This window comes from Geodermatophilus sp. SYSU D00758 (assembly GCF_054049955.1).
The window spans coordinates 1-20033 of sequence record NZ_JBJGYK010000016.1 but is presented as its reverse complement, the minus strand read 5'-3'; the positions used below and the strand labels follow the sequence as shown (position 1 = coordinate 20033).

Here is a 20033-nt window from a genome sequence, read left to right as displayed (position 1 = left end):
CCGATCAGCGCAGCGACGCCTGCGCCAGCTCCCGCTCCTCGGCCGCGGCGTCCCGGTCGCCCGGGCCGGCGTTGGTGCCCGAGGCCGGGGGCGGCGTCGCGCCGTGGTCGTCGAGCATGGTGGCCTCGTCGAACGGGGCGCTGCCGGAGAGCGCGGCCGACAGCTGCTCGCGGTCGAGCTCGCGGGTCCAGGTGGCGACCAGCAGGGTGGCGACCGCGTTCCCGGCGAAGTTGGTCAGCGCCCGGGCCTCGGACATGAACCGGTCGATGCCGACGATGAGCCCGACGCCGTCGAGCAGGTCCGGCCGGTGCGCCGAGAGCCCGCCGGCCAGGGTGGCCAGGCCCGCGCCGGTGACGCCGGCCGCGCCCTTGGAGGCGACGATCATGAACAGCAGCAGGCCGACCTGCTCGCCCACCGACAGCGGGTCGCCCAGCGCCGTGGCGATGAACAGCGAGGCCATCGTCAGGTAGATGGCGGTGCCGTCGAGGTTGAACGAGTACCCGGTCGGGACGACGATCCCGGCGACCGGCCGGCTCACGCCGGCGTGCTCCATCTTCGCGATGAGCCGGGGCAGCGCGGTCTCCGAGGAGGAGGTCGACACGATGAGCAGGAACTCCCGGCCCAGGTAGCGCAGCAGGCTGAAGAGGTTGACGCCGGTGACCAGGCGCAGCAGCAGGCCGAGCACGACGACCACGAACAGGACGCAGGTCGCGTAGAAGCCCAGCATGATCACCGCGAGGCTCTTCAGCGCGTCGACGCCGGTCTCGCCGACGACGGCGGCGATCGCCCCGAAGGCGCCGACGGGCGCCACCCACATGATCATGGCGAGGATGCGGAAGACCAGCTTCTGCAGGTGCCCCACACCGCGCAGCAGCGGCTCACCGGCCGGGCCCATCGCCTGGATGGCGAACCCGACGAGCAGCGCGACCAGCAGCGCCTGCAGCACCGAGCCGTCGGTGAGCGCCGACAGCAGCGTGGTCGGGATGAGGCCCAGCAGGAAGTCCGTCGTCCCGCCGCTCTCGTGCGCGGTGGCCGCCAGCTCGGCGCCCTCGCCGCGCAGGTCCTCGGAGATCTGCAGCCCGTCGCCCGGGTGCAGCACGTTGCCGACCACCAGGCCGATGGCCAGCGCCACCGTCGACATGAGCAGGAAGTAGCCGAGCGCCAGCCCGCCGACCCGGCCGACCTTGGCCGCCTGCCGGATCGAGCCGATGCCCAGCACGATGGTGCAGAAGATGACCGGCGCGATGATCATCTTGATCAGGCCGACGAACGCCGTCCCGATCCACTTGAGCCCGGCGGCGACGTCGGGGAAGAGCAGGCCGACGCCGATGCCGGCGAGGACCGCGGCGATCACCGCGAGGTAGAGCCAGTGGGTGCGGTCGCGCCGGGCGACCGCCGTCGGGTGGGCCATGGGAGCTCCTGGGGATCGGCTGCGGGGAGTCGACCGGGAGGGCGACGCAGATCACGGTGCGGGACGCGGTGACCGCGGTCACGGATGCGTTCATTCCGTTCACGCCCCGCGCGCGGCGGCGCGGGACACTCGCTGCGTGCCCGCCTCCGCCCGTCCACACCCTCCGGGGGACCCGCGCCCTCCGGCGGGCCCCCGGCCCCGGGAGACCAGCCTGGCCCGCCGCCTGCTGGTGCTGCAGGCCGCGGTCGTCGGCGTCCTCGTCCTGGCGATGACCGTGGTGGCCTGGCTGGACGCGCGGGAGGCCGTGCGTGACACGGCCGAGGAGCAGACCGTGGCGGTCGTGGAGAGCATCGCCGACTCGCCGCTGGTGGTCGAGGCGGCGACCGGCCCGGACCCGACCGCCGTGCTGCAGCCCTACGTCGAGCAGGTCCGCACCGACACCGGCATCTCCTTCGTCACCGTCCTGGCCCCCGACCGCACCCGCTGGACCCACCCCGACCCGGCGGAGATCGGCCGGCCGTTCCTCGGCACGATCGCCCCGGCGCTGGCCGGCCGGACCTTCACCGAGACCTACACCGGCACCCTGGGGCCCTCGGTGCGGACGACGGGCCCGGTGTTCGGCGCCGACGGCGAGGTGGTGGCGCTGGTGTCGGCGGGGGTCACCGTCGAGGCGATCGGCCGGGACCTGGCCGCCGCCGTCCCCGGCATCGCGGGCACCGCCGCGGCGACGGTGGCCGCCGGCGCGCTGGGCAGCTGGGCGCTGGCCCGCCGGCTGCGCAGGCAGACCCACGGGCTCTCCCCGGAGGCGCTGGCGCGGATGGTCGAGTACCACCACGGCGTGCTGCACGCCGTCCGGGAGGGCCTGCTGCTGGTGGACGCCGACGCCCGTGTGCAGCTGGTCAACGACGAGGCGCGGCGGCTGCTCGACCTCCCCGGGGACCCGACCGGGTGCCGGGTCACCGAGCTGGGCCTGCCCGCCGAGCTGGCCGAGGTGCTGGCCAGCCGCCGCACCGCCGTCGACGAGGTGCACCTGACCGGCAGCCGCGTGCTCGTGGTCAGCCAGGCCCCGCCCTCCGGCGCCGGCGGTGGCACGGTGGTGACCCTGCGCGACCGCACCGAGCTGCAGCGGCTGACCGGCGAGCTGGACAGCGTGCGCTCCTTCGCCGAGTCGCTGCGCGCGCAGGCCCACGAGGCGGCGAACCGGCTGCACACCACGGTCTCGCTCGTGGAGCTCGGCCGGGCCGACGAGGCGGTGGAGTTCGCCACCGAGCAGCTGCGCACCGCCCAGGAGCTCACCGACCGGGTCGTCTCGGCGGTCGAGGAGCCGGTGCTGGCCGCGCTGCTGCTCGGCAAGGCGGCCACCGCGGCCGAGCGAGGGGTGCGGCTGGAGATCGACGCCGGGACCGTCGGGTCGACCGGGCTGCCCGGCGGGGACCTGGTCACGGTGGTCGGCAACCTGCTGGACAACGCGATCGAGGCCGCGCTCGCCGGCGACCCGCCGCGGGAGGTCGAGGTCGGCCTCGAGGTGACCGGGGGGGGTGCTGGAGGTCCGGGTCGAGGACACCGGCCCGGGCATCGCGGCGGCCGACCTCGAACGGGTCTTCCGGCGCGGCTGGACGACGAAGGCCGCCGACGGCGCGCCGCACGGGCTGGGCCTGGCGCTGGTGACCGCGGTGGTGCGCCGGCACAGGGGCGAGCTGACCGTGCGCCCGGGGCCCGGGGCGGAGTTCCGGGTGACCCTGCCGCTGCGGTCGCCGGCCGGGGCGGCGCCGTGACCTCCGGGGTCGTGATCTCCGTGCTGGTGGTGGAGGACGAGCCGGTCGCCGCGGAGGCGCACCGGGCCTGCGTCGCCCGCACCCCCGGGTTCGCCGCGACGGCGGTCGCCGCCACCGGCGCGCAGGCCCTCGAGGCGCTGGCGCGCGGCCCGGTCGACCTGGTCCTGCTGGACATGAACCTGCCCGACACGCACGGCATCGAGCTGTGCCGGCGGATCCGCGCGGCCGGCGCGGACGTCGACGTCCTGGCGGTGACCTCGGCGCGCGAGCTGTCCACCGTGCGCGCGGCCGCGGCGCACGGCGTGGTGGGCTACCTGCTCAAGCCGTTCACCTACCCGGCGCTGCGCGACCGGCTGCTCGCCTACGCCGAGTACCGGGCGCGGCTGCGCGGCGGCGGTGACGCGGCCGGGCAGGACGAGGTGGACCGGGTGCTCGACGCGGTGCGCCCCTCCCGCGCGGCGCCGCTGCCCAAGGGGATGGGGCGGGAGACGCTGGACGCGGTGGTGGCCGCGGTCCGCGCCGGGGACGGGCTGTCGGCGGCCGAGACCGGGCAGGTGATCGGCGCCTCGCGGATCACGGCCCGGCGCTACCTGGAGTACCTCGCCGACACCGGGCTGGTCGAGCGCGCCCCCCGGTACGGCGGCACGGGCCGCCCGGAGCTGGAGTACCGCTGGCGCTGAGCGCCCGCGCCGCCCGCGGCACCCGCCCGCGGCACCCGCCCGCGGCACCCGCCCGCGGCATAGGAAGCTTTCCACCCGTCGCGGGCCCGGATACGCAGGAAGAGCTCCCTGTGCCTCGAGTGCTCCCGGGCGGGCTCACCGGGCCGGGCTGGACCCGTAGTCGCCGAACGGGGCCAGCGGGGCGGCGGCGACCGGCACCTCGACGAGGGCGGCCCCGGTGGCGTCCCGGGTGCGCACCGTGCGCGCCCCCTCCGGCAGGGGCAGGGCCGCGCTGCCGGCCTCCAGGGCTGCGGTGGTGAGCACGGCCCCGCGCCGGTCCAGGACGGCGACGGAGGCCGACTCGGCCGGCGCGGTGACCACCAGCCAGCGCCCCGCGGAGGAGGGCTCGCGCTCGGGCTCGGAGAGATCGCACACCCGGGCGACGACCAGCCGGGAGACCTCCGCGCTGCCGGGCGGGGTGTGCACGCCGCAGGGCACCGCACGGCCGGCACCCGAGGGGCCCACCTGCCCCGCCCAGGTGGTCACGACCAGCCCGCCGCCGGGGCTGCGGCCCACCAGGACCACCGCCGTCCCGGGGACCTCGTCGAGCGGCAGCCGACCGGCCCAGAGCAGGACCGGTTGCAGCGCCTCGGGCTCCACCCCCAGGGGGACGGCGACCTCGCGCAGGGCCTGCGCGACCACCCGCTCGGCCGGCCGGACGCCTGGCCGCAGCGGATCCAGGGCGGGCGCCTCCGGCGGCGGCAGCTCCCGGGGCCCGCTCACGCCCGAGCGCCACACCTCCCGGCCCTCCCGGGTCACGCGCACGCTCGCGCCCGTCCCGCCGCCGGTGGTGGTCACCGGGACGACGGCCACGCCGGACGCGTCGGCCACCGGCCGGTAGGTGCGCCGCACCGTGCCGCGCGGACCGACCTGCAGCCGGTCGGAGACCTCCACCGCGTCACCGGGTGCGGCCACCACGACCAGCGACGCCGGCCCGGGCCCGCCGAGCAGCAGCGGGGCCGGCCGGCCGGGCCCCAGCGCCGGGGGCTGGAACGGGGACAGCTCCGCGGGGGCGGCGCCGGGCGGCCCGGTGAGCCACACCCCGCGCAGGTCGTCGTCCACCCGGCCGACCAGGAGGACCGCCCGGCCGTGCGGGGTGTCGCCGGCGAACACGACGGTGCGGCGGTCCGGGGGCGGCGCCACCCGCGCCCCCCAGTCGGCCTCGCGCACGGCGGCGAGGAAGGCCGCGTCCCCGGAGAGCGAGCCGCGGGTCGGGCCGGCGAGCACCGGCACGGCGGGGTCCGGCGGTGCGGACGACGTCGCCGGGCCGGACGGGGTCGCCGCGGCGGGAGGACCCGGCGGGGCACCCCGCTCCGGGGCGACCAGCAGGGCAGCGGCCGCCAGGGCGGCGACGGCCGCCACCGCGACGCCGGCCCGCCGGCGCCGGGTGCGGCGGCGCCGGCGGAGCACGTCGGCGACCGCGGCCTCGTCGGACAGCCGCCACCGTGCCGGCCCCGCGCGGGGACCGGCGGCCGCCCGGTCGAGCACGCCGGCCCGCTGCTGCGGAGGGAGGTCGGGCAGCACCCGCGCCAGCGGGCCGTCCCCCACGTCGCCCGGGAGCCCGTCGTCCGCGGGCACCAGCACCTGCCCGGCCCGCGCCCGCCGGCCGGCCGCGGCGTCGAGCAGCGCCTCCAGCGCGGCCCCCTCGGGCAGCCGGCCGCGGGAGACCGCCCCGGCGAGCGCGACCTGGACCAGTTCCTCGGCGCGGTCGGCGTCCCCGGTGAGCAGCCAGGCCGTGCGCAGCAGGGCCGGGCGCTCGGCCGCCACGGCGCGCCGCAGCGCGGCGCTCCGGCCCGGTCCCCCGGCCGGACCCGTCCCCGCCCCCGCCATGCCGGCCCCGCCCCGGTCGCGGGTCAGCAGAGGGCGCCGGGGTTCATGATCCCCAGCGGGTCCAGCGCGGCGCGCACCCGGCGGTTGAGCTCCAGCAGGTCGGGCCCGAGCTGCTCGGGCAGCGCGGCCCGCTTGGTGCGCCCGACCCCGTGCTCGCCGGTGACGGTGCCGCCGCAGGCGATCGCCTCCCGCATGATGTCGGCGAAGGCGGCCTCCGCGCGGCGCACCGAGTCGGGGTCGCCGGGCTCGTAGCGGATCGCCGGGTGCAGGTTGCCGTCGCCGGCGTGGGCGAAGACCGGGATGTCCAGGCCGTGCCGCCGGGCCAGGTCGGCGATCCGGTCGAGGACGTCGGGGACGCGGTGCACCGGCACGCAGACGTCCTCGGCCATGAAGGCGCCGAGGGCGTCGAGGGCCGGCCCGGCCGCCCGGCGGGCCTCCAGGAACATGTCGCCCTCGGCGGGGTCGTCGGTGCTGAGCACCTCGCGCGCGCCGGCCTCCCGGCAGCAGGCGGCCATGACCTCGACCTCCTCGGCGCGGGCGGCGCCGGGTGCGTCGGACTGCCCGACCAGCAGCGCGCCGGCGGTGCGGTCCAGGCCCAGGGGCCGGAAGTCCTCGACGGCGTTGACCGTGGCGCGGTCCATGAGCTCGAGCATCGCCGGGCGGACCCGCGCGCCCATCGCGGCCACGGCGGCCCCGGCCTGCTGCGGGGTGTCGAACCAGGCGACCAGCGTGGCGGCCGGCGGCTGGGCGGGCAGCAGCCGGAGGACGACGCGGGTGACCACGCCCAGGGTGCCCTCGCTGCCCACGAACAGCTTCAGCAGCGGCAGCCCCGCGACGTCCTTGACCGTCGTCCCGCCCAGGGTGACCAGCCGGCCGTCGGGGAGCACGACGTCGAGGCCCAGGACGTAGTCGGTCGTGACGCCGTACTTCACGCAGCAGATGCCGCCGGCGTTGGTCGCCACGTTGCCGCCGATGGAGCTGATGCGGAACGAGCCGGGGTCCGGAGGGTACCACAGGCCGTGGACGGCGGCGGCCTCCTTCACCGCGACGTTGAGCGCGCCCGGCCCGGCGACGGCGATCCGCTGCACCGGGTCGACCTCGACCGCGGTCATCCGCTCGGTGCTGACCACCAGGCAGCCCTCGACCGCGGTGGCACCGCCGGCGAGCCCGCTGCCGGCTCCGCGGGGCACCACGGGGACCCGGTGCTCGGCGGCCCAGCGCACCGCGGCCTGCACGTCGGCGGCCGAGCCGGCCCGGACCACGGCCGCCGGGCGGCCGGCGGCGGGGGAGCGGGTCCAGTCGTTCCGGTAGGACTCGGTGAGGTCGGGTTCGGTGAGGACCGTGCCCGCGGGCAGGGCGTCGATGAGCTGGGCGAGAACGGCGTCGTCCATACCCGTAGCCAACCACCGCGTGCCGCGGTCAGCGCACGAGGACGACGGCCTCGACCTCCACGGCGATGTCGAAGGGCAGCGCGGCCACGCCCACCGCCGAGCGGGCGCCCCGGCCGGCGTCGCCGAGGACCTCGACCAGCAGGTCCGAGCAGCCGTCGATCACCGCGGGGGTCGCGGTGAAGCCCGGGGCGCTGTTCACCATGCCGAGCAGCTTGACCACCTGCACGACCCGGTCGAGGTCGCCCAGCTCGGCGCGCAGCACGGCGAGGACCTGCAGCCCCGTGAGGCGGGCCGCTCCCCGCGCGGCGTCCAGGCCCAGCCCGCCCGGGCCCACCTTCCCGGTGACCAGGCCCCCGTCGGGCAGGACCGGGCCCTGGCCGGACACGAACAGCAGGTCCCCGGCGCGGGCGACCGGCCGGTAGGTGCCCCCGGGGGCCATCGGCCCGGGCAGCTCGATGCCCAGCTCGCGCAGTCGCTCGTCGACGGTCATCCACCGACCCTGGCCGCGCGGGGCGCGCGGCGGAAGACCTCCCGGGGCGGGTCGTGCGCGACCGGTCCCGGGCGCTAGCGTCGGCCCGTGCAGCTGCCCGACGGTCTGGTCGCCGTGGTCAAGCGCGACTGCCCGACGTGCGTGCTGGTCGAGCCGGTGCTGCGCGACCTGGGCGCCGCCGTCTGGTGCCAGGACGACCCGGGCTGGTTCCCCGGTGACGACACCTCGCTGGAGCTGTCCTGGCGGCTGGGGGTGGAGACCGTCCCGACCCTGCTGCGCGTCGAGGGCGGCGCCGAGACGGCCCGGGTGGTCGGCTGGAGCCGGCCCCAGTGGGAGGAGCTCACCGGGGTGACCGGGCTGGGCCCGGGGCTGCCCGAGCACCGGCCCGGCTGCGGGTCCCTGTCGGTGGACCCCGACCGGGTGGACGCGCTCGAGGCGCGCTACGGCGACGGCCTGGCCAGCCGGCGGGTGGAGCTCGCCGACCGGGAGGACGAGCACGAGGCGGCCTTCGCCCGCGGCTGGACCGACGGGCTGCCCGTCGTCCCGCCGACCCCGGAGCGGGTGCTGGCGATGCTGCGCGGCACGTCGCGGGACCCGGGCGAGGTGGTGGCCGTCGTCCCGCCCGACCAGGTCCCGTGCACCGTCGAGAAGGTCGCGGTCAACGCGGTGATGGCCGGGTGCCGCCCGGAGTACCTGCCGGTGGTGCTCGCCGCGGTGGAGGCCGCGTGCGCCGAGGAGTTCGCCCTGCACGGGCTGCTGGCCACCACCTACTTCTCCGGCCCCGTCGTCGTCGTCAACGGCCGGGTCGCCCGGCGGATCGGCATGAACAGCGGGGTGAACGCCCTCGGGCAGGGCAACCGGGCCAACGCCACGATCGGGCGGGCGCTGCAGCTCGTCGTCCGCAACGTCGGCGGCGGCCGGCCCGGCGAGGTGGACCGCGCGACGCTGGGCAACCCCGGCAAGTACACCTTCTGCTTCGCCGAGCGCGAGGAGGGCAGCCCGTTCGCCCCGCTGGCCGCCGACCTCGGGGTGCCCGGCGACGCGGTCACCGTGTTCGCCGGCGCCGGGGTCCAGCCGGTCGTCGACCAGCTCAGCCGGGACCCGGGGTCGCTGGCCCGCACCTTCGCCGCCTGCCTGCGGACGGTCGCCCACCCCAAGCTGGTGCTGGCCTTCGACGCGCTGCTGGTGGTCTCCCCGGAGCACGGCCGGCTGTTCCGCGAGGCCGGCTGGGACCGCCCCCGCCTGGTGGGCGAGCTGGAGCAGCTGCTCACCCTGCCGGTCGGCGAGCTGGTGCGCGGGGCCGGGGGCATGGCCGAGGGGATGCCGGCCGGGGCGGGCGCCGACGAGCTGCCGAAGTTCCGGCCCGGCGGGCTGCTGGTGGCGCACGCCGGCGGGGACGCCGGGCTGTTCAGCGCGGTCATCGGCGGCTGGGTGTCCGGGACGTCGGGCAGCGCGCCCGTGACCAGGGAGGTACGGACATGAGGACGGTCCTCGACCCGACCGGCGAGCGGGCGCCGGCGTCCCGGCAGCTGCTGCCGCGGCCCGACGGGCTGGCGGGCCGGACGGTGGGGCTGCTGGACATCTCCAAGGCCCGCGGCGACGTCGTCCTCGACCGGCTGGCCGAGCTGCTGGAGCGCGAGGGCGCGCGGGTGCTGCGCTTCCGCAAGCCCACCTTCGCCCGGCCGGCGCCGGTGGACCTGCGGCAGGAGATCGCCGAGCGGTGCGAGGTGGTCATCGAGGCACTGGCCGACTAGGGCTCGTGCACGTCGTGCAGTGTGCACGACATCGCCGACCTCGAGGCCCGCGGCGTGGTGGGGGTGTTCCTCGCCAGCGAGGTCTTCGCCGAGGCCGCCCGGGTGCAGGGGGAGTCGCTCGGCTTCCCGGCGCCGGTGGTCCTGGTGCCGCACCCGGTGCAGGACCGGACCGACGAGGAGCTGCAGCGCGTCGCCGAGGCGGTCGCGCCCGCCGTGGTGGCGGCGGTGACGGCGCGCGGGTGAGCGTCCCGGGCAAGCCACTGCGCGACATCGTGGCGCCGGACCTCGACGTCCTCTTCTGCGGCATCAACCCCTCGCTGCGCTCGGCCGAGGTGGGGCACCACTTCGCCCGGCCGGGCAACCGCTTCTGGCCCGCGCTGCACCTGGCCGGGCTGACCCCGCGGCGGCTGGCACCCGAGGAGGACGCCGAGCTGCCGCGCTACGGGCTGGGGGTCACCAACCTGGTCGCCCGGCCGACCCGCACCGCGGCCGAGCTGACCCCGGCCGAGCTGGCCGAGGGCGCCGAGCTGCTCGAGCTGCTGGTGCGGACCTGGCGCCCGCGCGTGCTGGCGGTGCTGGGCATCACCGCGTACCGGACCGGCTTCGGCCGGCCGCGGGCGGTGCTCGGCCGGCAGCCGGAGCGGGTCGGCGGGGCCGAGACGTGGGTGGCGCCCAACCCGAGCGGGCTGAACGCGCACTTCCAGCTGCCCGACCTCGCGCGGGTCTACCGGGAGCTGCGCCGGCCCCGGTAGCCGGCCGCGGTCGCCGGCCGCGGTCGCCGGCCGCGGTGGCCGGCCGCGGTGGCCGGCCGCGGCGCTCGCGCCCGGCCCCGCGGGGTGGGCCCGCCGCGCTCAGCGGCGGGTGGCGAGGGTGCGCAGCTCGTGGGCGGACTCCAGGGTCGGCGCGGTGGCCGCCAAGCGCTCGAGGGCCCGCTCCTCGCGGAGCCGGGCGCGGTCGCGGCGGTGGGCGCTGAGGGTGGTGCGCAGGCGGGACATGGTCGGACCTCCGGGTCAGGCACCGACGGGCGTCGGCGCCGGGGTGGGTGCGGTGCTGCGGACGGCGGGGCTGCGCAGGGCCTGGACCCCGTCGTCGGGGGTGAGGGAGGCGGCGGGCAGCAGCCGCCGGGCCAGGCCCAGGGCGCGCTCGTTGTCCGCCTGGATGCTGGCGGTCAGGGTGGCGATGCCGCGGCGGGCGGCGAGGTCGGTCAGCTCGGCGAGCAGCTGGCGGCCCACCCCGACGCCCTGCCAGGCGTCCTCCACCACCACCGCCAGGTCGGCGGTGGCCGGGTCGGCGGGCGAGCGGTCGTAGCGGGCCACCCCGACGACCTCCCCACCGACGACCGCGACGAGGGCCTCGCGGCGGTCGTGGTCGACGTGCACCAGCCGGTGCAGCCAGCCCGCCGGCAGGCAGCGCAGCGGGGCGTGGAAGCGGCGGTACACCGTGTCGGGCGAGAGCCGCCCCCACAACCGCCGGAAGGGCTCGGCGTCCTCGGGTCGCACCGGCCTGGTCGCCACCGCGATGTCCATCCCGACCTCCTGGGTTCGTGAGATGAACCCTGCCCCGGTCGAGTGAGTTCGTCAAGTGAACTCAGCGTCGTAGACTGGGGGCATGAGCGAGGCGCGGTGGGACCGGTCCCGGTGCTCGGTCGCCGGCACCCTGGCGATCGTGGGGGAGAAGTGGAGCCTCCTCGTGCTGCGCGAGGCCTTCCTCGGCGTCCGCCGGTTCGCCGACCTGCAGCGCACCCTGGGTGCGCCGCGGGCGGTCCTCACCGACCGGCTGGCCACCCTCGTCGACCAGGGGCTGCTCCGGCGGGTGCCCTACCAGGCCGAGGGGGAGCGCCAGCGCCACGAGTACCGGCTCACCCGCAAGGGCGTCGACCTCTACCCGGCCCTCGTCGCGCTCATGGAGTGGGGCGACCGCTACCTCGCCGAGGACGGCGTGGCCCCGTTGGAGCTGCGCCACCGCGACTGCGGTGAGCCGGTCCACCTCGCGCTCGTGTGCGACGGCGGGCACCGGCTCGACAGCGCGCGGGAGGTCCGGCCGGTGCCCCACCCCTCGGTGCGCACGCCGGAGGCCTGAGCCGGCTCCCGCCCCGGCCCCGGCCGGCGGCGGTGTGCGCTCGTGGCGCAGCGTTCGTCGGATCCGCGCCCGGACCGCACATCACCCGACAGCCGCGGGGCCCTCGGTCAGTCGACGCCGAGGGCGCGCAGCCCGGCGGTCACGAGCACGGCGGCGAGGACGGCGACCAGCACGTGTGCCCGCCGCCAGAGCAGCACCCCGGCCGTCGCGACACCGGCGGTGTCGGCCCCGATGCGCCACTCGCTGCCGTCGGCCAGGGCCGCGGTCACCACCAGCGCCGCGAGCAGCGCCGACGACAGCAGCACGACGACGCGGACGGCGGCCGGCGGCAGCTGCCGCGCCCCGGTCAGCGCCGGGCCGGCCCCCCGGATGGTGACCAGCACGACCGCGCAGAGCAACACCAGCAGCCACGCCGTCCCCGCGGTCACCGGGCCCTCCGCAGCCCGGCCAGCGCCGCCGCACTGGCCGCGAGCACGGGCAGCCCGGGTGCGGCGACCGGGACCAGGGCCAGCGCGATCGCCGCTCCGGCGAGGGCCACCGCCAGGCGCAGCCGGTCGCGCACCTCTCCGGCGAGGATCGCCAGGAAGAAGGCGGGGAAGACCACGTCGAGGCCGAGCACCCGCACGTCGACCGAGGCCGGGACGACGACGCCGAGGACGGTCCCGAGGACCCAGAGCACGTACTGCGCCGCGGAGTGCCCGAACAGGTACTCGCGGTCGAAGGTCCCGTCGCCGCGGGCGGCCATGGCCCACGAGGCGTCCACGGTCGCCTGGCCCTCCAGCGCCCGCCGGGCCCGGCTGCCCCGCAGCGAGGGACCGAGCGCCAGCCCCATCGGCAGGAACCGCGAGCTGACCAGCGCCGCGGCGCCGGCGGCCGCCATGAGCCCGCCGCCGGCACCGACGATGCCGATCGCGGCGAGCTGGCCCGAGGCCGAGTACACGACCGCGGACATCACCACCGCCGCCGGCGGGGGCATGCCGAGGTCGGTGGCCACCACCCCGAAGGAGACGGCCAGCACGAACACCGCGCCCCCGTAGGGTGCGCCGTCCCGCAGACCCGCCCGGAAACCCCGCTCCGCCACCCGCCGACCTCCCGTCCCCGCCAGACCCTGGCAGAGCGGGGAGGCGGGCGGACGGGCGGGGCGCGGCAGCCGGGCGGACGGGCGGGGTGCGGGAGCCGCGCGGCGGAGCTCAGGCGGCCGGGGCGGCGAGCTCGGCCTCGGGCGCGCGGCGGAGCGACCACCGGAGGTCGAGCAGCTCGTTGACCCTGGCCTCGGCGACCTCGCAGGCCAGGGCGTCCTCGCCGCACGGCGCGGAGTCGAAGCGGCGGCGGAGGTCGGCCAGGGCGCGGAACGCGTCCAGGATCGAGCGGTCGAGGTCGGGGAGGGGGGCGTGAGCGGTCATGGTTGCCTTCCGGCGGGGTACGGGGCCGGTGGCTGAGGCCGACGTCCCTGAGGTGGTGCGTCCCTACCCCGGAACGCGCCCTCCCAGTCCGCCCGCCGTCGACCACCTGCCCCCAGCGTGACCCGGCCCCGTTCCGCCGCCGTTGCCGCGACGTGACGGGGCCGGGTCGGGGCCGGCCCCCGGTCAGGCCGTCACTCCGGCTCGACGGCCTCCGCCTGCACGCCGCGCTGCCCCTGGGCCGGGCTGAAGGAGACCCGCTGGCCCTCGTCGAGCGAGCGGTAGCCGCCGGTGTCGGCGATGGCGGAGAAGTGCACGAAGACGTCGTCCCCACCGTCGTCCGGGGAGATGAAGCCGAAGCCCTTCTCGGCGTTGAACCACTTCACCGTGCCGCCGACGCGGTCGCCGCCGCCGCGCGGGGCCGGGCGCCGGGCACCGCCGCGCGGGCCGCCGCCGTAGCCGCCGGAGTCCCGGCCGCCGCCGTAGCCGCCGCGCGAGCCGCTGTCGCGCCCGCCGTAGCCGCCGCCCGAGCCGCCGCCGAGCGGCCGGACGTTCTCGGCCTGCGGGCCGCGCTGGCCCTGGGTGGCCTCGTACTGCACGGCCTGGCCCTCGTCGAGCGAGCGGTAGCCGCCGGTGTCGGCGATGGCGGAGAAGTGCACGAAGACATCGGGTCCGCCGTCGTCCGGGGTGATGAAGCCGAAGCCCTTCTCGGCGTTGAACCAGGACACGGTGCCGGTGGTCCCGCCCCCGGAGCCGCCGCCCTGCCCGCGGTCGCGGCCGCCGGCCGGGCGGGCCGGCGCCTCACCGGTCGGCCGGACGGTGTCCGCCTGCGGGCCGCGCTGGCCCTGGCTGGCCTCGTACTCCACCCGCTGCCCCTCGTCGAGGCTGCGGTAGCCCCCGGTGTCGGCGATGGCGGAGAAGTGCACGAACACGTCGGCTCCACCGTCATCGGGCTCGATGAAACCGAACCCCTTGCCTGCGTCGAACCACTTCACGGTGCCCTGCGGCATGTCCCTCGTCCACTCCTGCACTGTCGAGCCGGCGCGGGGTTCCTCTCCCGCCGCCGGTGCGAGGGTGCCCCACCGGCCGGGCCGGGACACGTGCACCCCCGCCTCGATGCTCCCAGGCCCGCGGCGCGGACGGGGGTGCCCCCGGTCACGGGCCCCGACGGCGCGCGGGGACCGCTGGGCGCAGGCTACGGACCGGCTCGCCGGTCCGGTAGGTCCCTCACCGGTCGACGTCCTCCCTCCGTGGGCGGGGCAGGCCGAGGCGGCGGCGCCGGACGTCGAGCGTGCGGTCGACCGCCTGGCGCGCCGCGTCGGTCACCCCGAGCCACGTGTGATCGACCCCGGCGTGGAGGTCGAGCTCGGCCGCGCCCCGGCGCGTCGACCGGGGGCGCCACCGAGCGGCTGCGCCCCGCGGGAGCGCGGGTCGGCCGGGCCGGTGCTTCGCCGGCCGCCTCGGGACAGCGCGCTGCCGTGTGCCGGCCGCCGAAGATGGTCAGTTCTGGTCATGACCGCCGCCACGGACCGCGGCACGCTCACGGGCGACCCGGCCGGGGGGCCGGGTGCCCGCCGCGACCGGCGGGCGGCGTCGTCCGGAGGTCGTCCATGACTCCAGCCTGCCCGTGCGCCGCGCCGTCCCGGCCGGCGGCGTCGACCCCGGAGCGGGTGGGGGTGCTCGCCGGCACCCGGGTCCTGCTGGGGGCCTTCGTCGGGCTGACCGCGCTCGCCGTCGTCGCCCTGCTGCTGCGGCCGGCGCAGGCGCACGAGGAGTTCGCCTGGCCCATCCACATGCAGATGACGGCGGCCTTCCTGGGGGCGGCCTACGCCGCGGGCTGCCTGCTGTCGGCCGTGGCGCTGCGGGAACGGTCGTGGGACCGGGTCCGGGTCACCGTGCTCACCGTCGGGGTCTTCACCGCCCTGGTGCTGGGCGCTTCGGTGCACCACGCCCACCGGCTCAGCCTGGCCGACGGCGGGCCGGTCGCGCGGTTCGCCGCGTGGCTGTGGCTGGGGGTCTACCTCGCCGTCCCGGTGGCCTGCCTGGCCGTGACCGTCCGGCAGGGCAGCGAGGCCGTCCGGCGGGGGAGCGGGGCCGCCGCGCCGGGCGCGGTCGTCCGGCCGATGCCGGCCTGGCTCGCCCGGGCCGTCGCCGTGCAGGGCGCGGTCCTGGGCGCGGCCGGTGCGGTGCTGTTCGTCGGCGGGCTCGGGGAGCACCACCACACCACGCTGGTGACCGGGGTGCTGCCGTGGGACCTCACGCCGCTGTCCGCGCAGGTGGTCGGGTCGTGGTTGCTGGCCTTCGGGGTGGCCGCCGCCCTCGTGGTCCGCGAGCGGGATCTCGCCCGGCTGCGGGGGCCGGCGGCGGCCTACGCCGTCTTCGGCGCCCTGGAGCTGGCCGTCCTGGCCCGCTACCGGGCGCAGCTGGACCACGGCGACCCGCGGCTGTGGGCCGCCGTGCTGCTGCTCGTGAGCATCGTCGCGGCCGGGGCCTGCGGGTGGAGGCTCGGCCGGCGGCCCGGGCCCGGGACCGGTGGGGTCCCGGGCCGGCGCCGGACGGCGTCCTACGCGGGGACGCCGGCTCCCCGCGGGTCGTCGTCCCGGTCGGGACCGCGCCCGTCCTCGAGCGCGACGACCCGGTCCACCCCGTCCACCGCGGCCGGGCTCGCGGTCGGAGCGGTGGTGCCGTCCACCGCCTCGCCCCGGGCCACCATCCCGGCCACGTCGGAGAGCGGGAGCTCCCGCAGCACCAGGGCGAGCAGCAGCGCGACCGCCAGGAACGGCAGCAGGTAGCCGAACACGGGGGCCAGCGCGCCGGCGTAGGCGTCGACGATCGCGCTGCGCAGCGGCTCGCCGGCCGCCTCGACCGCCGAGGGCACGAGGGTGTCCGGTGAGGTGATGCCCGCGGCGACGGCCTGCTCGCCGTTCGCGGTGAGCGCGCCGGTGAGGTTCTCGGCCAGCCGGCTGGTGAACAGCGTGCCGAAGACGGCGACGCCCAGCGTCGCGCCCACCTCGCGGAAGTAGTTGTTCGTGGCGGTGGCCGCGCCGATGCCCCCGGCCGCGACCGCGTTCTGGGCGGCCAGGACGACGTTCTGCATGATCAGCCCGAGCCCGGCGCCCAGGCAGAAGAACATGACGCCGACCGTCCACAGCGACGTCCCGCCGGAGAGGGTCGTCATCCAGGCCGTCGTGGCCCCGATGACCAGCACCCCGGTCACGATGAAGGCCTTGTACCGGCCGGTGCGCACGATGACGCCGGCCGACCCCTGGATGGTGACGATGATCCCGGCGACCATCGGCGTCATCAGCAGCCCGGACCCGGCCGCGGACATGCCCGAGGCCATCTGCAGGAACGTCGGCATGAACGCGATCGCCGAGAACATGCCGAGCCCGACCGCCGCGCCGAGGGCCGTGGTGATGACGAAGGTGCGGTTGCCGAACAGCGTCATCGGGATGATCGGCTGCTCGGCGCGCAGTTCCACGAGCACGAACAGCGTGGCCGAGACGACGAAGCCGGCCAGCAGCGCGAGCGTGCGCGGCTCGCTCCAGCCGTCGCTGCCGCCGAGGTCGCTGAACAGCACCAGGGACGTGGTCGCCGCCGACAGGAGCGCGATGCCCGGGTAGTCGAGCCGCCCGGTGTTCCGCTTCCGCGGCAGGGTGAGGGCGAACCAGCCGATGACGAAGGCGGCGACGCCGATCGGCAGGTTGATCCAGAAGCACCACTCCCAGCCGAGGGAGGCCGAGTCGGTGAAGAACCCGCCCACCAGCGGCCCGGCGACGGCCGAGAGCCCGAACAGCGCCCCGATCGGCCCCATGTACCGGGCCCGCTCCCGGGCGGGGACGATGTCGGCGATGATCGCCTGCGACAGGATCATCATCCCGCCGCCGCCCAGGCCCTGGATCCCGCGCCAGACCACGAACCAGGTGAAGTCGGGGGCCAGCGCCGCGCCCAGGCTGGCCACGGTGAACAGCGCGATCGCGACGAGGAACAGGTTGCGCCGTCCCCAGATGTCGCCGAACTTGCCGTAGACCGGCATGACCAGGGTGCTCGCGAGCAGGTAGGCCGTGGTCACCCAGGCCATGTGCGAGACCCCGCCCAGCTCGCCGACGACCGTCGGCATCGCGGTGGAGACGATCGTCTGGTCGAGGCTGGCCACGAGCATGCCGGCCAGCAGGGCGGAGAAGATGACGTTGATCCGCCGGCGGGTGAGCACGAGCGGGGCCGCGCCGGGTGGCGCGGGGACGGCGGTGGACACGCAGGTCTCCTCGGGAGGGTCGGGCACGGGGCGCGGCGGGCGGACGACGTCGTCCGGCCCGGGATCGGGGGAGGTGCGGCTCAGCGCGGCGGAGCGGGCAGGCCCCCGGCCAGCACGTCCCAGGCCTCGTCGACCAGGTCGGTCAGCGGCTCGCGGAACCCGCCGCAGAACCAGCGGTGCAGCGCGGTGCGCATGACGGCCGACGAGGTGGCGGCCAGCAGGCCCGGGTAGAGGTCGGTGCTCGCCTCGGTGCCCGTGCGCTCGGCGATCGCGGCGGCCATGGCGCGCTCCGCCGCCGCGAACCCGGCCGACAGCCGGCCGACGAGCACGGCGGAGGCCTCGACCACCCGCAGGCGCAGGGGCCAGACGTCGGGGTCGGCGGCCATTTCGAGGGCCTGCTCCCGCTGGACGGCGCGCATGGCCTGCAGGGGTGACTCCGCGGCGGGTCGTGCGGTGAAGGCCGCGGCCAGCCGCGCCGGCGCGGCCGGGTCCAGGCCCAGCACCGCGTCGTCCTTGGACGGGAAGTAGTTGAAGAACGTGCGGGGGGAGACGCCGGCGCGTGCGGCGACGTCGTCCACCGACACGCCGTCGAGCCCCCGGTCGGCGACCAGCTCGAGGGCCGCCCGGTGCAGCGCGTCGCGGGTCGCGGCCTTCTTGCGCTCCCGGAGCCCGCTCGTCACGGGAGCATGGTGCCTCGATCTTGCACACGATGCAAGTTTGCAGACGATGCACGGACGTGTCGTGTCCCGGGGACGGCCGCCGGAAATCCGGTGGCGGTGCCGGCACCCGGGCGCGCAGATTCTGTCGGGGGGTCGCAGGACGCTACGGCCCTGCCGAGGAGGGGATGCCCCGTGCCACGTGATCTCGCCATCGAGGCCACCGGGCTGGTCAAGGCCTTCGGTGCCACCCGGGCCGTCGACGGCGTGGATCTCGCGGTGCCGGCCCAGACGGTCTACGGCGTCCTCGGCCCCAACGGCGCCGGGAAGACGACCACCATCCGCATGCTGGCGACGCTGCTGCGGCCCGACGCCGGCAGCGCGCGCGTGCTCGGCCACGACGTGGTCGGCGAGGCCGACGCCGTCCGCGGCGCGATCAGCCTGACCGGCCAGCTCGCCTCGGTCGACGAGGAGCTCACCGGCAGGGAGAACCTGGTGCTGATCGCCCGGCTGCTCGGTCTGGGCCGGGCCGCCGCGCGGGCCCGCGCCGACGAGCTGCTCGAGGCCTTCGGCATCGGCGGGGCCGCCGGGCGGCTGGTGAAGAACTACTCGGGCGGGATGCGCCGCCGGCTCGACATCGCGGCCAGCCTGGTGGTGACCCCGCCCCTGCTGTTCCTCGACGAGCCCACCACCGGCCTGGACCCGCGCTCGCGCACCCAGGTCTGGGAGATCGCCCGCGCGCTGGTCGCCGAGGGCGCGACCATCCTGCTCTGCACGCAGTACCTCGAGGAGGCCGACCAGCTCGCCGACGGCCTCGTGGTCATCGACCGCGGCCGGGTGATCGCCGAGGGCACCCCCGGCCAGCTGCGGGCCTCGGTCGGGAACGGGTCGCTGCACGTGCGGCTCATCGACCCCGCGCAGCGCGCCGAGGCGGCCCGGGTGCTCGAGCAGGCGGTGGGCCCGGTGGTGCTGGAGCCGGACGGCGCCGCCCTGTCGGCCGCCTGCGAGGACGCCGGCCGGGCCGCCGCCGGGGTCGCGGAGCTGGCCCGGGCGGGGGTGGCCCTCGCCGACTTCTCCCTCGACCGGCCGAGCCTGGACGAGGTCTTCCTGGCCCTCACCGGCCACCTGGCCGCCGACGCGGCCCCCGTCCCCGAGGAGCAGCCGTCGTGACCGCCACCAGTGCCGCGTCCGGCACCACGGACACCGTCGCCGTCCGGAGGGCCATCGCCTCGACGCCGCGACCGCCGCGGCCGGGCCGGCTGGCCACCGCGTTGACCTTCGGCTGGCGCGGCATCCTGAAGATCAGGCACGTGCCCGAGCAGTTGCTCGACGTCACGCTGACGCCGGTGATGTTCGTGCTGATGTTCACCTACCTGTTCGGCGGCGCCATCGCCGGGTCCACCAGCGCGTACCTGCAGTACGTGCTGCCGGGGATCCTCGTCATGTCGGTGCTCTTCACCACCGTCTACTCGGGCGTCACGCTGAACACCGACCTCACCAAGGGGGTCGTCGACCGGTTCCGCTCGCTGCCGGTGTGGCGGCCGGCCCCGCTGCTGGGCGCGCTGCTCGGCGACAGCGTCCGCTACGTCATCGCCGGCACGGTCATCCTGGTGCTGGGGTTCGTCCTGGGCTGGCGGCCGGACGGCGGCCTGCCCGGCGCGCTGGCCGCCCTCGGGCTGGTGGTGGTCTTCTCGTTCGGCCTGTCCTGGGTCTTCACGGTGATGGGTCTGCTCCTGCGGGCGCCCAACGCGGTGCTCAACGCCGGCTTCACCGCGCTCTTCCCGCTGACCTTCCTGTCGAACGTCTTCGTCGACCCGGCGACGCTGCCCGGGCCGCTGCGGGCGTTCGTCGACGTCAACCCGATCTCGGTGCTGGTCACCGCGACCCGGTCCCTGGTCGACGGCACGCCGGACGGCACGGCCGTCGCCGTGTCCCTCGCGGTCGCCGCGGGGCTGGCCGCGGTGTTCCTCCCCGTCACGACCCGCCTCTACCGCAGCCGCTGAGCGGGTCCCCGGCCCGGAGGCGCGCCCCGTCGGGTCAGGGGGTGCCGGTCGGGGCGGTGGTCTCCGCCGGTGTCTCGGTGGTGGCCGGTGTCTCCGTCTCCGCCGGTGTCTCGGTCGCGGGTGGGGCCGTGGTGGCCGGTGGCGGGGCCGTGGTGGCCGGTGGCGGGGCCGTGGTGGCCGGTGGCGGGGCCGTGGTGGCCGGTGGCGGGGCCGTGGTGGCCGGTGGCGGGGCCGTGGTGGCCGGTGGCGGGGCCGTGGTGGCCGGTGGCG

General features: G+C 77.2%; 19 protein-coding genes and 1 pseudogene. 8 read left to right on the top strand and 12 right to left on the bottom strand.

The features are described from left to right. Positions 1-4: 4 nt before the first annotated feature. Positions 5-1411, bottom strand: coding sequence for a cation:dicarboxylate symporter family transporter (locus ACI8AC_RS13410; RefSeq protein WP_456898278.1), 1407 nt, complete (start codon positions 1409-1411; stop codon positions 5-7). A 136-nt stretch (positions 1412-1547) separates the two neighbouring features. Between ACI8AC_RS13410 and ACI8AC_RS13405 the strand changes: the two genes are divergently transcribed. Next, positions 1548-3866 carry a response regulator gene (locus ACI8AC_RS13405; RefSeq protein WP_456898277.1) on the top strand — a complete coding sequence of 773 codons (2319 nt, stop codon included), beginning with the start codon at positions 1548-1550 and terminating at the stop codon, positions 3864-3866. A 135-nt stretch (positions 3867-4001) separates the two neighbouring features. On the opposite strand, the gene ACI8AC_RS13400 is transcribed toward ACI8AC_RS13405, so the two are convergent. From ACI8AC_RS13400 to ACI8AC_RS13390, 3 genes are all read right to left on the bottom strand, one after another. Next, complete coding sequence (locus ACI8AC_RS13400; protein WP_456898276.1) at positions 4002-5672, bottom strand: hypothetical protein; 1671 nt, start codon at positions 5670-5672, stop codon at positions 4002-4004. 86 nt (positions 5673-5758) lie between these two features. After that, on the bottom strand, positions 5759-7126 hold the full coding sequence (locus tag ACI8AC_RS13395; RefSeq protein WP_456898275.1) for an FAD-binding oxidoreductase: 1368 nt from the start codon (positions 7124-7126) through the stop codon (positions 5759-5761). A gap of 28 nt (positions 7127-7154) precedes the next feature. Next, positions 7155-7616, bottom strand: coding sequence for a RidA family protein (locus tag ACI8AC_RS13390; RefSeq protein WP_456898274.1), 462 nt, complete (start codon positions 7614-7616; stop codon positions 7155-7157). 87 nt (positions 7617-7703) lie between these two features. Here ACI8AC_RS13390 and ACI8AC_RS13385 point away from each other — a divergent pair, with 87 nt between their 5' ends. The 3 genes and pseudogenes from ACI8AC_RS13385 to mug all read left to right on the top strand — a co-directional run bounded on the left by ACI8AC_RS13385 (position 7704) and on the right by mug (position 10122). Beyond that, positions 7704-9098: a thioredoxin family protein gene (locus ACI8AC_RS13385; RefSeq protein ID WP_456898273.1), complete on the top strand. Its 1395-nt coding sequence runs from the start codon at positions 7704-7706 to the stop codon at positions 9096-9098. Beyond that, positions 9095-9613: pseudogene (locus ACI8AC_RS13380) on the top strand (UGSC family (seleno)protein). Before ACI8AC_RS13385 ends, ACI8AC_RS13380 begins: the two are co-directional and overlap by 4 nt. Beyond that, positions 9610-10122: a G/U mismatch-specific DNA glycosylase gene (gene mug, locus ACI8AC_RS13375; RefSeq protein WP_456898272.1), complete on the top strand. Its 513-nt coding sequence runs from the start codon at positions 9610-9612 to the stop codon at positions 10120-10122. Before ACI8AC_RS13380 ends, mug begins: the two are co-directional and overlap by 4 nt. A gap of 99 nt (positions 10123-10221) precedes the next feature. Here mug and ACI8AC_RS13370 read toward each other — a convergent pair whose 3' ends face one another. Both ACI8AC_RS13370 and ACI8AC_RS13365 read right to left on the bottom strand, forming a co-directional pair. Next, entirely contained in the window at positions 10222-10365 is a 144-nt protein-coding gene (locus ACI8AC_RS13370) for a hypothetical protein (RefSeq protein ID WP_456898271.1), read from the bottom strand. Between the two features lie 15 nt (positions 10366-10380). After that, a complete protein-coding gene (locus ACI8AC_RS13365; protein WP_456898270.1) occupies positions 10381-10896 on the bottom strand; it encodes an N-acetyltransferase family protein in 516 nt (171 codons plus the stop codon). Between the two features lie 82 nt (positions 10897-10978). Between ACI8AC_RS13365 and ACI8AC_RS13360 the strand changes: the two genes are divergently transcribed. Further along, complete coding sequence (locus ACI8AC_RS13360) at positions 10979-11449, top strand: winged helix-turn-helix transcriptional regulator (RefSeq protein WP_456898269.1); 471 nt, start codon at positions 10979-10981, stop codon at positions 11447-11449. 107 nt (positions 11450-11556) lie between these two features. Here ACI8AC_RS13360 and ACI8AC_RS13355 read toward each other — a convergent pair whose 3' ends face one another. From ACI8AC_RS13355 to ACI8AC_RS13330, 6 genes are all read right to left on the bottom strand, one after another. Further along, the gene (locus tag ACI8AC_RS13355) at positions 11557-11877 is read right to left on the bottom strand and encodes an AzlD domain-containing protein (RefSeq protein WP_456898268.1); all 321 of its coding nucleotides are present in this window, start codon (positions 11875-11877) and stop codon (positions 11557-11559) included. After that, positions 11874-12530, bottom strand: coding sequence for an AzlC family ABC transporter permease (locus ACI8AC_RS13350; protein ID WP_456898267.1), 657 nt, complete (start codon positions 12528-12530; stop codon positions 11874-11876). Before ACI8AC_RS13350 ends, ACI8AC_RS13355 begins: the two co-directional genes overlap by 4 nt. Positions 12531-12639: 109 nt before the next feature. After that, the gene (locus tag ACI8AC_RS13345; RefSeq protein WP_456898266.1) at positions 12640-12852 is read right to left on the bottom strand and encodes a hypothetical protein; all 213 of its coding nucleotides are present in this window, start codon (positions 12850-12852) and stop codon (positions 12640-12642) included. Between the two features lie 191 nt (positions 12853-13043). Further along, complete coding sequence (locus ACI8AC_RS13340) at positions 13044-13859, bottom strand: cold-shock protein (RefSeq protein ID WP_456898265.1); 816 nt, start codon at positions 13857-13859, stop codon at positions 13044-13046. A 1553-nt stretch (positions 13860-15412) separates the two neighbouring features. Next, positions 15413-17104, bottom strand: a complete 1692-nt coding sequence (locus tag ACI8AC_RS13335; RefSeq protein ID WP_456898264.1) for a DHA2 family efflux MFS transporter permease subunit — start codon at positions 17102-17104, stop codon at positions 15413-15415. An 80-nt stretch (positions 17105-17184) separates the two neighbouring features. Beyond that, on the bottom strand, positions 17185-17784 hold the full coding sequence (locus tag ACI8AC_RS13330) for a TetR/AcrR family transcriptional regulator (RefSeq protein WP_456898263.1): 600 nt from the start codon (positions 17782-17784) through the stop codon (positions 17185-17187). 171 nt (positions 17785-17955) lie between these two features. Here ACI8AC_RS13330 and ACI8AC_RS13325 point away from each other — a divergent pair, with 171 nt between their 5' ends. The 3 genes from ACI8AC_RS13325 to ACI8AC_RS13315 form a co-directional block, all read left to right on the top strand. After that, positions 17956-18930 carry an ATP-binding cassette domain-containing protein gene (locus ACI8AC_RS13325; RefSeq protein WP_456898262.1) on the top strand — a complete coding sequence of 325 codons (975 nt, stop codon included), beginning with the start codon at positions 17956-17958 and terminating at the stop codon, positions 18928-18930. After that, complete coding sequence (locus ACI8AC_RS13320) at positions 18927-19763, top strand: ABC transporter permease (protein ID WP_456898261.1); 837 nt, start codon at positions 18927-18929, stop codon at positions 19761-19763. The genes ACI8AC_RS13325 and ACI8AC_RS13320 overlap by 4 nt, the downstream gene beginning before the upstream one ends. Before the next feature lie 41 nt (positions 19764-19804). Continuing rightward, a partial coding sequence (locus ACI8AC_RS13315) for a hypothetical protein (RefSeq protein WP_456898260.1) occupies positions 19805-20033 on the top strand: 229 nt, incomplete at its 3' end.